This is a genomic window from Streptomyces sp. ATLC9, assembly GCF_057196705.1.
This window is the reverse complement of record NZ_JBXUOY010000041.1, coordinates 1-14867: the sequence shown is the minus strand read 5'-3', so window position 1 is coordinate 14867 and position 14867 is coordinate 1. Positions and strand designations below refer to the sequence as shown.

At 71.9% G+C, this 14867-nt stretch carries 12 protein-coding genes; 3 read left to right on the top strand and 9 right to left on the bottom strand.

What is annotated here, in order from left to right:
• Positions 1 to 33: 33 nt before the first annotated feature.
• From ilvC to AC2CJA_RS07180, 5 genes are all read right to left on the bottom strand, one after another.
• Positions 34 to 1032, bottom strand: a complete 999-nt coding sequence (ilvC, locus tag AC2CJA_RS07200; protein WP_484601822.1) for a ketol-acid reductoisomerase — start codon at positions 1030 to 1032, stop codon at positions 34 to 36.
• A gap of 131 nt (positions 1033 to 1163) precedes the next feature.
• Positions 1164 to 1688, bottom strand: a complete 525-nt coding sequence (gene ilvN / locus AC2CJA_RS07195) for an acetolactate synthase small subunit (RefSeq protein ID WP_484601821.1) — start codon at positions 1686 to 1688, stop codon at positions 1164 to 1166.
• A gap of 52 nt (positions 1689 to 1740) precedes the next feature.
• Positions 1741 to 3594 carry an acetolactate synthase large subunit gene (locus tag AC2CJA_RS07190; protein WP_484601820.1) on the bottom strand — a complete coding sequence of 618 codons (1854 nt, stop codon included), beginning with the start codon at positions 3592 to 3594 and terminating at the stop codon, positions 1741 to 1743.
• A gap of 239 nt (positions 3595 to 3833) precedes the next feature.
• Positions 3834 to 6818: a putative bifunctional diguanylate cyclase/phosphodiesterase gene (locus tag AC2CJA_RS07185; RefSeq protein ID WP_484601819.1), complete on the bottom strand. Its 2985-nt coding sequence runs from the start codon at positions 6816 to 6818 to the stop codon at positions 3834 to 3836.
• 363 nt (positions 6819 to 7181) lie between these two features.
• The gene (locus AC2CJA_RS07180; protein WP_484601818.1) at positions 7182 to 8123 is read right to left on the bottom strand and encodes a 2-hydroxyacid dehydrogenase; all 942 of its coding nucleotides are present in this window, start codon (positions 8121 to 8123) and stop codon (positions 7182 to 7184) included.
• A gap of 107 nt (positions 8124 to 8230) precedes the next feature.
• Here AC2CJA_RS07180 and AC2CJA_RS07175 point away from each other — a divergent pair, with 107 nt between their 5' ends.
• From AC2CJA_RS07175 to AC2CJA_RS07165, 3 genes are all read left to right on the top strand, one after another.
• Positions 8231 to 9229 carry an aldo/keto reductase gene (locus tag AC2CJA_RS07175; protein ID WP_484601817.1) on the top strand — a complete coding sequence of 333 codons (999 nt, stop codon included), beginning with the start codon at positions 8231 to 8233 and terminating at the stop codon, positions 9227 to 9229.
• Positions 9230 to 9359: 130 nt separating this feature from the next.
• Positions 9360 to 10547, top strand: a complete 1188-nt coding sequence (locus AC2CJA_RS07170; RefSeq protein WP_484601816.1) for a PQQ-dependent sugar dehydrogenase — start codon at positions 9360 to 9362, stop codon at positions 10545 to 10547.
• Positions 10547 to 10729 (top strand): DUF6191 domain-containing protein, encoded by a 183-nt coding sequence (locus AC2CJA_RS07165; protein ID WP_484601815.1) that lies wholly within the window; start codon positions 10547 to 10549, stop codon positions 10727 to 10729. Before AC2CJA_RS07170 ends, AC2CJA_RS07165 begins: the two co-directional genes overlap by 1 nt.
• An 87-nt stretch (positions 10730 to 10816) precedes the next feature.
• Here the strand turns inward: AC2CJA_RS07165 and gatB are convergent, their stop codons facing one another.
• From gatB to gatC, 4 genes are all read right to left on the bottom strand, one after another.
• Positions 10817 to 12325, bottom strand: coding sequence for an Asp-tRNA(Asn)/Glu-tRNA(Gln) amidotransferase subunit GatB (gene gatB, locus AC2CJA_RS07160; RefSeq protein WP_484601814.1), 1509 nt, complete (start codon positions 12323 to 12325; stop codon positions 10817 to 10819).
• A 27-nt stretch (positions 12326 to 12352) separates the two neighbouring features.
• A complete protein-coding gene (locus AC2CJA_RS07155; protein WP_241716473.1) occupies positions 12353 to 12595 on the bottom strand; it encodes a hypothetical protein in 243 nt (80 codons plus the stop codon).
• A 180-nt stretch (positions 12596 to 12775) separates the two neighbouring features.
• Entirely contained in the window at positions 12776 to 14278 is a 1503-nt protein-coding gene (gene gatA, locus AC2CJA_RS07150; RefSeq protein WP_484601813.1) for an Asp-tRNA(Asn)/Glu-tRNA(Gln) amidotransferase subunit GatA, read from the bottom strand.
• Between the two features lie 5 nt (positions 14279 to 14283).
• Positions 14284 to 14580, bottom strand: coding sequence for an Asp-tRNA(Asn)/Glu-tRNA(Gln) amidotransferase subunit GatC (gene gatC / locus AC2CJA_RS07145; RefSeq protein WP_241716477.1), 297 nt, complete (start codon positions 14578 to 14580; stop codon positions 14284 to 14286).
• Positions 14581 to 14867: the final 287 nt, after the last annotated feature.

Below are 14867 nucleotides of genomic sequence, written 5' to 3'. Positions count from 1 at the left end.
CGCCGGGCCGTCCGCGACGGCCCGGCGGTCCGCTCAGTTCTCGTCGTCGACCCAGCTCATGAGCTTGCGCAGCTCACGGCCGGTGGTCTCCAGCAGGTGGTCGCCGTCGGCCTTCTTGTACTCGTTGTACTTGGGCAGGCCGGCGCTGTACTCGGCCATCCAGTTCCTGGCGAAGGTGCCGTCCTGGATCTCGGCCAGGACCTTCTTCATCTCGGCCTTGGTGTTCTCACCGATGATCCGCGGGCCGGTGACGTAGTCGCCCCACTCGGCGGTCTCGGAGACCGACCAGCGCATCTTCCCCAGGCCGCCCTCGTACATCAGGTCCACGATCAGCTTCAGCTCGTGGAGGCACTCGAAGTACGCGATCTCCGGCTGGTAGCCGGCCTCGACCAGGGTCTCGAAGCCCGCCTTGACCAGGGCCGAGGCGCCTCCGCACAGCACGGCCTGCTCACCGAACAGGTCGGTCTCGGTCTCCTCGGTGAAGGTGGTCTTGATGACGCCGGCGCGGGTGCCGCCGATGCCCTTGGCGTAGGACAGCGCCAGCTGGAAGGCCCTATCGGTGGCGTCCTGCTCGACGGCCGCGATGCAGGGGACGCCGCGGCCCTCCTCGAACTGGCGGCGGACCAGGTGGCCCGGCCCCTTGGGGGCGACCATGCACACGTCCACACCGGCCGGGGGCTTGATGAAGCCGAAGCGGATGTTGAAGCCGTGGCCGAAGAAGAGGGCGTCGCCGTCCTTGAGATTCGGGGCGATGGACTCCTCGTAGACCTTGGCCTGGATCGGGTCCGGCACCAACACCATGATCACGTCGGCCTCGGCGGAGGCCTCCGCCGGGGCGACCACGCGCAGTCCCTGCTCCTCGGCCTTGGCCCGGGACTTGGAGCCCTCGGGGAGGCCGACGCGGACGTCGACGCCCGAGTCGCGCAGGGACAGGGCGTGGGCGTGGCCCTGGCTGCCGTAACCGAGGACCGCGACCTTGCGGCCCTGGATGATGGACAGGTCGGCGTCGTCGTCGTAGAACAGCTCGGCCACTTGGGATATCTCCTTGTTGTTCCTGCCGCACCGGCGGTCTCGCCGTACGGGTCGGGGGTGCGGGGCCCGTCCCCGGGACCGCCGCCGGAGCCACCGTATGCCGGTGCGGGCGGGGACGGGCCGGGGTCTCGCTATGCGGTCCGGTCGAGCGCGCGCAGCGAACGGTCGGTGATCGACCTCGCTCCGCGGCCGATCGCGATCGTGCCGGACTGGACCAGTTCCTTGATGCCGAACTGCTCCAGCATCTTGAGCATGGCCTCCAGCTTGTCGCTGCTGCCGGTCGCCTCGATGGTGACGGCCTCCGGGGAGACGTCGACGGTCTTGGCGCGGAAGAGCTGGACGATCTCGACGATCTGCGAGCGGGTCTCGTTGTCGGCTCGGACCTTCACCAGGACGAGTTCGCGCTGGACGGCGGAGCCGTGCTCCAGCTCGACGATCTTCAGCACGCTGACGAGCTTGTTGAGCTGCTTGGTCACCTGCTCCAGCGGGAGGTCCTCGACGTTCACCACGATGGTGATACGGGAGATGTCGGGGTGCTCGGTGACGCCGACGGCGAGCGAGTCGATGTTGAAACCACGGCGGGAGAACAGGGAGGCGATCCGGGCAAGGATGCCCGGGGTGTTCTCCACCAGGACGGAGAGGGTGTGCTTGGACATCGGGTGTGGTGTTCCGTTCCTAGGGTTCCTCTGGGGCTCGGTCGTCCGGGACTCAGTCGTCGCCGTCGCCGAAGTCGGGACGGACGCCGCGCGCCGCCATGACCTCGTCGTTGGAGGTGCCGGCCGCGACCATCGGCCAGACCATCGCGTCCTCGTGGACGACGAAGTCCACGACCACGGGGCGGTCGTTGATGGAGTTGGCCTTCTCGATCACCGCGTCGAGCTGTGCGGGGTCCTCGCAGCGGATGCCGACGCAGCCCATGGCCTCCGCCAGCTTCACGAAGTCCGGGACGCGGGTGCCCCTGTTCTCGGGGCTGACGGCGTCCGGACCGCTGTGCAGCACGGTGTTGGAGTAGCGCTGGTTGTAGAAGAGGGTCTGCCACTGGCGAACCATCCCCAGGGCGCCGTTGTTGATGATCGCGACCTTGATCGGGATGCCGTTGAGCGCGGCGGTCACCAGTTCCTGGTTGGTCATCTGGAAGCAGCCGTCGCCGTCGATCGCCCAGACGGTGCGGTCCGGGACGCCGGCCTTGGCGCCCAGCGCGGCCGGGACGGCGTAGCCCATGGTGCCCAGGCCGCCGGAGTTCAGCCAGGTGGCGGGCTTCTCGTACTTGACGAAATGGGCGGCCCACATCTGGTGCTGGCCCACACCGGCGGCGAAGACCGTGCCCTCGGGGGCCAGCGCGCCGATGCGCTCGATGACCTGCTGCGGGGCCAGGGAGCCGTCCTCGGGGTGGTCGTAGCCCAGCGGGTACGTCTCGCGCCAGCGGTTCAGCTGCCGCCACCACTCGGTGTGGTCGCCGGTGTTGCCCGCCCCGTGCTCGGCCCGGACGGCCACGACCAGATCGGCGATGACCTCGCGGGCGTCACCGACGATCGGGACGTCGGCGGCGCGGTTCTTGCCGATCTCGGCCGGGTCGATGTCGGCGTGCACGATCTTCGCGTACGGCGCGAAGGAGTCCAGTCTGCCGGTGACGCGGTCGTCGAAGCGGGCGCCGAGCGCGACGATCAGATCGGCCTTCTGCAGGGCGGTGACGGCCGCGACGGTGCCGTGCATGCCGGGCATGCCCAGATGCTGCGGGTGGCTGTCGGGGAAGGCGCCCAGCGCCATCAAGGTGGTGGTCACGGGGGCGCCGGTCAGTTCGGCCAGCACCTTCAGCTCCGTGGTGGCCCCGGCCTTCAGGACGCCGCCGCCCACGTACAGCACCGGGCGGGCGGCCTCGGTGATGAGCCGGGCGGCCTCACGGATCTGCTTGGCATGCGGCTTGGTCACCGGACGGTAGCCGGGCAGGTCCGTGGCGGGGGGCCAGGAGAAGGTCGTCCGCGCCTGCAGGGCGTCCTTGGCGATGTCCACCAGGACCGGGCCGGGCCGGCCGGTGGAGGCGATGTGGAACGCCTCGGCGATCACCCGCGGGATGTCGGCCGGGTCGGTGACCAGGTAGTTGTGCTTGGTGACCGGCATGGTGATGCCGCAGATGTCGGCTTCCTGGAAGGCGTCGGTGCCGATCGCCCTGGAGGCCACCTGGCCGGTGATCGCGACCAGCGGGACGGAGTCCATGTGCGCGTCGGCGATCGGGGTGACCAGGTTGGTGGCGCCGGGGCCGGATGTGGCCATGCAGACGCCGACCTTGCCGGTGGCCTGGGCGTAGCCGGTGGCGGCGTGACCCGCGCCCTGTTCGTGGCGGACGAGGACGTGGCGCACCCGGGAGGAGTCCATCATCGGGTCGTAGGCGGGCAGGATGGCGCCCCCCGGAATGCCGAATACCGTGTCGGCGCCGACTTCCTCGAGAGAACGGATGAGGGACTGGGCTCCCGTGACGTGCTCGACGGTGGCGGGCTGCGGCTGCGCTCCGCCGGTACGGGCCCGCGGCTGCGGGCGAGGGGCCCCGGTGGCCTGCTCGGTCATCACTTGTCTCTTCTCGGAGAGTTGAGGGTTTGACGCTCGTTGTAGGTGGCTGTGAGTGGGTCGCGCTCGAGTGCCGCTGGCACCGGTGCAACAAAAAACCCCTCGTGCCGTCAGGCAAGCGAGGGGAGCGCGTCGATGTCGCCACAGGGCGGGCATGCCCCGTGTCAGTCGACGCGCTGTCCGATTACGAGAAGTCGGGTGCGCATGGCACCGACCATCCTCCCGCGGTGCCCGAGGTGTCAAGTGGGTGGGACGGACGTCTCATTATTTGAGCGCAACGGAGGATGCTTCGCCGGGCCGTGGGCGGCCGGTCCGCTCCTGTGCGCGGGCATCGAACCGGCGACCACCACCGAGCGGCCGATGCCCGGGAAGTGCTGCTCCTCGCCGGAGACGGGGTAACTCCCGCGGGCCAGGGCACGCCTGAGCCTGTGCTCGTCCAGGGGCTTGGAGAAGGCGGCTCCCTGAGCGTGGGTGCAGCCCAGCTCGCGCAGCGCATCGGCCTGTTCGGGCAGGTCCACGCCGTCGGCGACGGAGAGCATTCCGAGGTCGTCGGCGATCCGCAGCAGCCCGGAGGTGATTTTCCGCACCCTTGGAGAACCCACCACTCCGTCGACCAGTGCGCGGTCCAGCCTCAGGGCGTCGGCGGGGAGCCTGCGGAGCGCGGCGAGGCCGGAGTGAGCGCCGCCGAAGCCGTCCAGTGTGATGCCGACCCCTGTCCGCCGCAGTGCGGTGACCCACAGCTCCAGTTCGTCCAGGGAGACACGGGGGTCGGTGTCGGCCAGTTCGACGATGAGGGCGTCAGGCGGCAGCCCGTGCCGGGACAGCAGCGTCTCGACGGTGGCCGGGGTTGTGGAGCGGTCGGTGAGGCGACGCGCGTCCATCCGTACGGACACCGGCACACGGTAACCCGCGTGGTGTCTCTCGGCGGCCTGCTCGATGGCCCTGCGCAGCAGCCACCGGCCCGCGTCACCGCCGCCGTCGCCGCGGGCGTCCGCGGCGGGGCCGTGCGGGGGCTGCGGGCCGTACTGCGCCGGTGGGACGGCCTGCCGGCCCTGCGGGGCGGGCCGGGGCCCTCCCGGCGGGAAGAGCACGCCCCGGGCAGGGCGCCTGCGGGCCTGGGCCGCGACCGAGGTGATCTTCCCGCTGGAGAGTTCGACCACGGGCTGGTGCAGCAGCGCGAACTCGCTCTCGGCCAGCACTCCGCGCAGCCGGTCGGTGGTCAGCTCGGCCCGGCGGACGGCCTCGGCCTGCGGCTGCGAGGCGTACAACTCGACCCGGTTCTTGCCCGCCTGCTTGGCGCGGTACATCGCCAGGTCGGCATGGCGCATCAGCACGGCCGGGGTCACCCCGGGCTCGGCGAAGGCCACCCCGATGGAGGCGGCGACCCGCGCCTCGCCGCCCTCGACCTGGTAGGGCCGCGAGAGGGTGGCACGCAGTCGCTCGGCGATCTCCAGGACGCGGTACTCGCGCTCGGCCCGGTCGCACTTCCCGTCACCGACGATGAGCGCGGCGAACTCGTCGCCGCCGAGCCGGGCCGCGGTGTCCCCGGCGCGTACGGCCTCCCGCAGGCGACGGGCCGCCTGGATCAGCAGTTCGTCCCCCGCCTGGTGGCCGATGGTGTCGTTGACGGCCTTGAAACCGTCGAGGTCGATGTAGAGCAGCGCCGTGTGGCCCGTCCCCGCGTCGCTGCGGCGACGGCCGCCGAGCGCCTGGTGGACGCGCTCGGCGAACAGCGAGCGGTTGGGCAGGTCGGTCAGCGGATCGTGGGAGGCGTTGTGCTGGAGCTGCGCCTGGAGCCTCACCCGCTCGGTCACGTCACGGCTGTTGAAGATCAGGCCGCCCTGGTAGCGGTTGACCGTGGACTCGACGTTGAGCCAGCGGCCCGAGGCGTGCCGGATGCGGCACTCGATGCGGGTGGAGGGCTCCTCCCGGGGCGGAGTGGCCAGGAAGCGGCGCACCTCGTGCAGGACCCGCCCCAGGTCCTCGGGGTGGATGAGGGAGGCCAGTTCGGAACCGACCAGCCTGTCCGGCTCCCGGCCGTAGACACCGGCGGCGGCCGGGGAGACGTAGCGCAGCATCCCGGCCGGCGAGGCGATCATGATGACATCGCTGGACCCTTGCACCAGCGACCTGAAGTGGTTCTCCTTCTGTGCCAGTTCCTGGGTGAGGCGGATGTTCTCCAGCAGCATGATGCCCTGCCGGATCACCAGGGCCAGGACGACGGTGCAGCCGGTCAGCAGCACCACCGGGTCGATGGTCCCGCCGCCGCGGACGTTGTAGAGGATCCCCAGGGTGCAGACGGCGGCCGCCAGGTAGGGGGCGAGAGCGGCCAGCGACCCGGCCACCGCCCCGTTCCCGGGCACGGGCGGCCGGACCGCCGGACGGCCGTCCCCCTCCCGGCAGCCGACCCAGGGGGCGTACGCGAGCAGCAGCGACCCGGCGAACCAGCCGGCGTCGAGGATCTGCCCGGAGGAGTAGTTCTCCCGCAGCAGGGGCGAGGTGAACAGGGCGTCGCAGAGCACGGTGAGGGCGAGCGCGCCGATGACCGTGTTGACGGCGGACCGGTGGGCGGACGAGCGGCGGAAGTGGAGCGCGAGCACCATGCTGATCAGCACGATGTCCATCAGGGGATAGGCCAGCGAGAGGGCCACCAGGGAGAGGGACTCCCCCCGCCAGTACGAGGGGTGGTCCAGTGCCAGGCTCCAGGAGAGGGTGAGCAGCGAGCCGCCGACCAGCCAGGCGTCCAGGAGCAGGCGCGTCCAGCCGGCCCGGGTGACCGGTCGTTTGGCGAGGACCAGCAGACCGATGATGACCGGGGGCGCGAAGAGCAGGAAGCAGAAGTCCGCCGCCGAGGGGCTGGGCACGGGCACGCCCAGCACGACCTCGTACCAGCCCCAGATCCCGTTGCCGAGCCCGGCCATCGCCGAGGAGATGCCGAACAGCGTCCAGGCGGGCCGGAACGGTGTGTCCGGGTGGGTGCGGGCGTAGTGCACACACGATCCCGCGGCCGTGAAGGCCGCGGCGCTCAGCCCGAAGTCGCCCATGAACAGTGCCACCGCCGGCGAGCCCCAGCCCAGCACCGCGCCCACCGCGTACGCCCCGCACACGGCGGCCAGCACCAGCCGCGGGAACGCCCGCCGTTCCTCGGCGCCCATCCCGCCGTACGGGCGGGCCGCGCGGGGCGGCCGCGGGAAGCGCGGCTGGTCCGTCCCCCGGGCGCTCATCGCGCCGCCTCCGGCCGCGGCAGGCCCTTCCCCGGCCCGGGCCCTGCGGACCGGGATCGTGTCCAACACCGTTCGCGCGTCCGATGATTAGTCCGGTGATTCGTCCGGTGGCCGTGCATGTCGCCCGTCCCCCTCACTGGTCTGGTACGCCCCCGGATCGGACGATACACCAGGTCCGTCACTCAGCGACATAGAGGCTCTACACAGCGTGACGGATAGGAGAATTGCCGATACAATCCGCAGCCACTCGTATCCGGAGCGTGCGAATGACGGTGCGGGCGGTCCTCCGCGCCTACGCCACCCGCCTCACGCCCCCACCCCCGTTCCCGTCCCCTCCGCCGCCCGGCCGTCCGGACGGGGCCGTCACCCGGCCGCGGCGACGACGTTCTCCGGCTCCTCCCCGGCCGCGAAGCGCCGCAACTGACTGCGGAGCAGCCGCTTGGCGCGCGGCAGGAACGCGGACGTCGGACCCCCCACGTGCGGCGTGATCAGAGTGCCGGGCGCCCTCCACAACGGATGGTCGGCGGGCAGTGGCTCGGGGTCGGTGACATCGAGTGCCGCACTCAGCCGTCCGGACTCCAGTTCCGCCAGCAGCGCGCCGGTGTCCACGACGGCGCCGCGTGCGACGTTCACCAGCAGTGCTCCGTCCTTCATGCGCGACAGGAAGTCCGTGTCCACCAGACGGCGGGTGGCGTCGGTGAGCGGGGTGGCCAGGAAGACCACGTCGGCCTCGGGCAGCAGCCGGGGCAGGTCGGCGAGGGTGTGCACCGGGCCCCGCGGCACGGTGCGGGCGCTGCGGGCCACCCGGTGGACCGCCGACGGCTCGAAGGGCTCCAGACGGTCCTCGATGGCCGCGCCGATGGAACCGTAACCGACGATCAGCGCCGTCCGGTCGGCGAGGGCGGGCCGGAAGCCCGGCGTCCACCGGCCGGCGTCCTGGGCGCGGACGAAGGAGGGGATGTCGCGAAGCGAGGCGAGGGCGAGGGTGAGCGCCAGTTCGGCGGTGCTCGCGTCGTGGACGCCTCGGGCGTTGCACAGCAGCGCACCCCGGGGCAGTTGCGGTACCGCGGGCTCCACGTGGTCGACGCCGGCGGTGAGCGTCTGCACCACCCGCACGTTCGGCATGTGGGCCAGCGGCCGTACGGCGACGGCCTGACCCTTCAGATAGGGAACGACGTAGAAGACGCAGTCCGCGGGGTCCGCCGGGAACTCCTCTTCCCCACTCCAATGGACATAGCGGAACCTTTCGGGCAATTCTCCCATCCCGGCGGGTGGAACGGGCAGCCAGACATCTGCGGAAGCCATGGCCAGAGGCTATCCGGAGGCTGCGCGGAGGTGCCGGAGCACATCCGTTAGGTTGGGAGCGCCCCACGGGGGTGACCCCTGCGGGGGCGAGGAGGGAGCACGCCCAGGTGGAGCGCAGGACAATCGGTGCGGGGGCGCTGGAGGTGGGCGCCGTCGGGCTCGGCTGCATGCCGATGAGCTGGGCCTACACCGCGTCCGAGCGGGACGGCGAGTCCTCGATGCGCACGGTGCACGCGGCCCTCGACCGCGGGGTGACGCTGCTGGACACCGCAGACATGTACGGTCCGTTCACCAACGAGCTGCTGCTGGGCCGGGTGCTGCGGCAGCGCCGCGCGGACGTGTTCGTCTCCACCAAGTGCGGCCTCCTCGTCGGCGAGCAGCACATCGTCGCCAACGGACGCCCCGGCTACGTCAAGCGTGCCTGCGACGCCTCGCTGCGCCGGCTGCAGACCGATGTGATCGACCTCTACCAGCTCCACCGCGCCGACCCCGAGGTGCCGGTGGAGGAGACCTGGGGCGCGATGGCCGAACTGGTGGCGGCCGGCAAGGTGCGCTCGCTGGGGCTGTGCGCGGTGGGCCCGCGGGAGCGGCGCCGCGGGTCGAACGCGTCCGCGTACGCGGGAACGCTCCGGCAACTGGAGCGGGTCCAGCAGGTCTTCCCCGTCAGCTGTGTGGAGGCCGAGCTGTCGGTGTGGTCCCCCGGGGCCCTGGCCTCGCTGCTGCCGTGGTGCGAGGCGCGCGGCATCGGCTTCCTGGCGGCGATGCCGCTGGGCAGCGGCTTCCTGACCGGCACCCTCACCCCGGGCGGCGGCTTCGAGCGCGACGACGTGCGCGCCCGGCACCCGCGTTTCACGGCCGAGATGATGGCGGCCAACCAGCCGATCGTCGCCGGGCTGCGGCGCGTCGCCGCCCGGCACGGCGACGCCACCCCGGGCCAGGTGGCCCTCGCCTGGCTGCTGGCCCAGGGACGGCACGTGGTGCCGGTACCGGGCGCCAAGAAGGAGCGCTGGGCGGTGGAGAACGCGGCGGCGGCACGTCTGGAGCTGACCGCGCGTGACCTGGCGGAGATCGCCGCGCTGCCCTCTGCCCAGGGGTCGTGGGACTGAGCCGGGAACATCCGGCGCCTTCACGGCGTACGGTCGGGTGTACGGGCCGGCCGGCGCGCACCGCGTGCACGGCCGGTCCCCGCACCGCAGGCGAGAGCCGCCCGTAGCCGAGAAGTCGAAAGGCGCACCGATGCCGCGAAGCCGTCCCCTGTCCGTACGTCCGCACCCGCGACCACCGCTGCGGAGGACCGCCGCCGCCCTCGCCGGGCTCGCCCTGCTGGCGGCGGGCTGTTCGGACGGCGGATCGGGTGAAGGGACCCCGGACCGCACCGGCACCACCTCCTCCCCGTCCCGCTCCCCCGGCTCCTCGGCCGCGCCCGCCGAGGGATCGGCCGAGGTCACCGGCACCGTGGCCGGGAACCTGGACTCCCCCTGGGGACTCGCCCCGCTGCCCGGCGGCGGGCTGCTGGTCTCCTCCCGGGACGAGGGCACGATCTCGCTGATCGACCCGGAGAGCGGAAAGGCCACCGAACTGGGCTCGGTACCCGGCGTCGAGCCGGGCGGCGAGGGCGGACTGCTGGGTATCGCCGTGTCACCCGACTTCGCCGAGGACCGCTATATCTACGCCTACTTCACCAGCGCCTCCGACAACCGGGTCGTGCGCATGCTCCACGACGCCGACAAGGAGGAGGGCAACCGGCTCGGCGCGCCCAGCACCGTCCTGCGCGGCATCCCCAAGGGGGTGATCCACAACGGCGGCCGGATCGCCTTCGGTCCGGACCGGATGCTCTACGTGGGCACCGGCGACTCCGGCGACCAGAGCCTCGCCCAGGACCGGGAGTCACTCGGCGGCAAGATCCTGCGCATGACGCCGGACGGAGAACCCCCCGGCCGCGGCAACCCCGAGGAGGACTCGGTCGTCTACTCCTGGGGCCACCGCAACGTCCAGGGCCTGGCCTGGGACGCGGACAAGCGGCTGTGGGCCTCGGAGTTCGGCCAGAACACCTGGGACGAGCTCAACCTGATCCGGCCCGGCGGGAACTACGGCTGGCCCGAGGTGGAGGGCGAGGCCGGGGAGGAGGACTTCATCGACCCCGTGGCGCAGTGGAAGCCCGCCGAGGCCTCCCCCAGCGGCATCGCCGTCGCGGAGGGCTCGGTGTGGATGGCGTCGCTGCGGGGGGAGCGGCTGTGGCGCGTTCCCTTGGACGGCGCGAAAAAGGTGGCACAGCCGCAGGCGTTCCTGGAAGGTGAGTACGGGCGGTTGCGGACGGTCGTCTCCGACGGCGGCGACGGGCTGTGGCTGGTGACCAGTGAGACCGACTCGCGCGGTACGCCCGCCGAGGACGACGACCGCATCCTGAAGCTGGAGGTCAGTTGATGTTCAACCTGATCGAGGAGCTGTTCAACCCGGGACGCCGCCACGCCGACGACGAGCGCAGGCGGCTGGAGAACACCCGGGTGGAAGAGGGCAGCCACGATCCGGGACGCGGCCCGATCGACCTCTCCTCCGGGCACGTTCTGATCAGGACCCGCGGCTCCGGACGGAAGTCGGCCGCCTGACGGCCTCCTGACCCCGGGCACGGCGACGGCCCGGCCCGCGGCTTCCGGAGGGGAGCGCGGGCCGGGCCGCGGCGGCCGGGATGGGCGTCAGCCCCGCACGCCCAGCTTCTCCAGGATGAGCTCGCGCACCCGGGCGGCGTCCGCCTGACCCCGGGTGGCCTTCATGACGGCGCCGACGAGCGCGCCCGCCGCCGCCACCTTGCCGCCGCGGATCTTCTCGGCGATCGCCTCGTTGGCGGCGATCGCCTCGTCCACGGCCGCGCTCAGCGCGCCGGTGTCCGAGACGACCTTCAGACCGCGCTTGTCCACGACCTCGTCCGGCCCGCCCTCACCGGCCAGGACGCCCTCGATGACCTGGCGTGCCAGCTTGTCGTTGAGGGAGCCGCCGGCGACCAGCTCGCACACCCGGGCGACCTGGGCCGGGGTGATCGGCAGGGCGGAGAGCTCGGTGCCCTGCTCGTTCGCCCGGCGGGCCAGCTCGCCCATCCACCACTTGCGGGCCTGGTCCGCCGGGGCCCCGGCGTCGATGGTGGCGGTGATCAGGTCGATGGCGCCGGCGTTGAGGACGGACTGCATCTCGTGCTCGGAGATGCCCCACTCCTCGCGCAGCCTGTTGCGGCGCAGGCGCGGCAGTTCGGGCAGGCCGGCCCGCAGCTCCTCCACCCACTCGCGCGCGGGCGCGACGGGGACCAGGTCCGGCTCGGGGAAGTAGCGGTAGTCCTCCGCCTCCTCCTTGACCCGGCCGGAGGTGGTGGAGCCGTCGTCCTCGTGGAAGTGACGGGTCTCCTGGACGATCGTCCCGCCCGAGCCCAGCACCGCGGCGTGGCGCTGGATCTCGAAGCGGGTGGCCCGCTCCACGCTGCGCAGCGAGTTGACGTTCTTGGTCTCCGAGCGGGTGCCGAACGTCTCGGTGCCGTGCGGTCGCAGCGACAGGTTGACGTCGCAGCGCATCTGGCCCATCTCCATCCGGGCCTCGGACACCCCGAGGGCCCGGATGAGCTCGCGCAGCTCGGCGACGTACGCCTTGGCCACCTCCGGCGCGCGCTCCCCGGCGCCGGTGATCGGCTTGGTGACGATCTCGATCAGGGGGATGCCCGCGCGGTTGTAGTCCAGCAGCGAGTGCACGGCGCCGTGGATACGGCCGGTGGCGCCGCCGATGTGGGTGGACTTGCCGGTGTCCTCCTCCATGTGGGCGCGCTCGATCCCGACGCGGAAGACCTCCCCGTCCTCCAGCTGGACGTCCAGGTAGCCGTCGAAGGCGATCGGCTCGTCGTACTGGGAGATCTGGAAGTTCTTCGGCATGTCCGGATAGAAGTAGTTCTTCCGGGCGAAGCGGCACCACTGGGCGATCTCGCAGTTCAGCGCGAGACCGATGCGCACGGCGGACTCCACCGCGGTGGCGTTGACCACCGGCAGCGAGCCGGGCAGTCCGAGGCAGACGGGGCAGGTCTGCGCGTTGGGCTCGGCGCCCAGCGCGGTGGAGCAGCCGCAGAACATCTTGGTCCTGGTGCCCAGTTCGACATGGACCTCGAGGCCCATGACGGGATCGTAGGAGGTCAGCGCGTCCTCGTACGACACCAGTTCGGTGACAGTCACGAAAGTCAAACCCTTCAGGCGCTGCGGTCAGTCGTCGGCGAGGACGTCGTCGATGTCCAGGCGCCGTACCTCGCGGACGAGGATGGCGACGCCGGTCAGGATCGCGGCGCCGGAGACGACGGCGTCCAGGAGCTGGAGCCTGTCCTCCTCCCGCCGGGCGAGCTGCATCTGCTTGACGACGCCGACGGCGCCGAAGAGCGAGGTGCCGATGGACAGGTACAGGCCGGCCCGGGACTTCTTGAAGCCCCTGGCCTTCTTCAGCGCGCTCACAGCCTGTCTCCGTTCGCTTCTCCGCCCGCACGGCACAGCAGCACGGGCATCATCGTCATCTGCGGCCCGGCGGCCGCGCGTACGACGCTCACAGCCTGTCTCCGTTCGCTTCTCCGCCCGCACGGCACAGCAGCACGGGCATCATCGTCATCTGCGGCCCGGCGGCCGCGCGTACGACGCTCACAGCGAGGGCGCCTCCTCCAGCAGCGGGTGCCCCCAGCGTGCGTGGTGCGCGGCCTCGACCGCCGCTCCGACACGGTAGAGCCGGTCGTCGGCCATGGCGGGGGCGATGATCTGCAGGCCCACCGGGAGCCCGTCCTCGGGAGCCAGGCCGCACGGCAGCGACATGGCCGCGTTGCCCGCCAGGTTGGACGGGATGGTGCACAGGTCCGCCAGGTACATGGCCATCGGGTCGTCCGCCCGCTCCCCGATGGGGAACGCGGTGGTCGGCGTGGTCGGCGAGACCAGCACGTCCACCTTCCCGAAAGCGGCGTCGAAGTCGCGCTTGATCAGGGTCCGCACCTTCTGGGCGGAGCCGTAGTAGGCGTCGTAGTAGCCGGAGGACAGCGCGTAGGTGCCCAGCATGATGCGGCGCTTGACCTCGGGGCCGAAGCCCGCCTCGCGGGTGAGGGAGGTGACCTCCTCCGCCGAACGGGTGCCGTCGTCGCCGGTGCGCAGGCCGTAGCGCATGGCGTCGAAGCGTGCCAGGTTGGAGGAGCACTCCGAGGGCGCGATCAGGTAGTAGGCCGCCAGCGCCTTGTCGAAGGACGGGCAGGAGATCTCGACGATCTCGGCGCCCAGCTCGCGCAGCAGCTCCACCGACTCGTCGAAGCGCCGCATGACCCCGGCCTGGTAGCCCTCGCCCGCGAACTCCCTGACCACGCCGACACGCAGGCCCCTGACGTCGCCGTCGCGGGCGGCCTCGACCACCGGCGGGACGGGGGCGTCGACGGAGGTGGAGTCCAGCGGGTCGTGTCCGGCGATCGCCTCGTGCAGCAGGGCCGCGTCCAGGACGGTGCGGGCGCAGGGCCCGCCCTGGTCGAGGGAGGAGGAGAAGGCGACCATGCCGTAGCGGGAGACGGCGCCGTAGGTCGGCTTCACGCCGACGGTGCCGGTGACGGCGGCCGGCTGGCGGATGGAGCCGCCGGTGTCGGTGCCGATGGCCAGGGGCGCCTGGTAGGAGGCGAGCGCCGCGGAGGAGCCGCCGCCGGAGCCGCCCGGGATGCGGGTGAGGTCCCACGGGTTGCCGGTCGGGCCGTAGGCGCTGTTCTCCGTGGAGGAGCCCATGGCGAACTCGTCCATGTTGGTCTTGCCCAGGATCACCACGTCGGCGTCCTTCAGACGCCTGGTGAGCGTGGCGTCGTACGGCGGGATCCAGCCCTCGAGGATCCTCGAGCCGACCGTGGTGGGCACGCCCTCGGTGGTGAAGATGTCCTTGAGCGCGAGCGGGACGCCGGCCAGCGGGCCGAGCCTCTCGCCGCGGGAGCGCTTGGCGTCCACGGTGCGGGCGCGGGCCAGCGCGCCCTCGCGGTCCACGTGGAGGAAGGCGTGCACCTTCTCGTCCACGGCCTCGATACGGGCGAGGTGGGCCTCGGCCACCTCGACGGCGCTCGCCTCGCCGGAGGCGATCCTCGCGGCGGTCTCGGCCGCGGTGAGCCTGGTCAGGTCACTCGAATGCGTCACGGCGTTCACTCCTCCCCCAGGATCTGCGGCACCTTGAAACGCTGCTGCTCCCGCGCCGGGGCGCCGGAGAGCGCCTGCTCGGGGGTCAGCGACGGACGGACCTCGTCCGGGCGCATGACGTTGGTCAGCGGCAGCGGGTGGGAGGTCGGCGGAACGTCCTCGTCGGCGACTTCGGAGACGCGGGCGACCGCGCCGATGATGTCGTCGAGCTGTCCGGCGAAGTGGTCGAGCTCTTCGTCCTTCAGCTCCAGACGTGCCAGCCGGGCGAGGTGGGCGACCTCCTCGCGCGTGATGCCAGGCATGCAGCGATTCCTCGGGGTGAGTGGTGGATCCTTCGGGGCTTGGCGGGTTCTTCCCGCCGTCCGCCCCGATCCTGTGACTCCTCCGTCTCCTGAGGGGGACGGCTTCCCCCCCGGCCTTCCGGCCGGGGCGCGGCCAAGTCCTGACCGCTGCCCGGAGGGCAGAACAGCATGCTAACAGTTTGGCCGCGGCGCACGGCGGTGCCCGGACGGAGTGCCGCGCGTCTACCGCGCGGGCTGTCCCCGGCGCCCCGGGACGGTCCTCCCGGCCGGCCCCGGCAGCGCGGGTT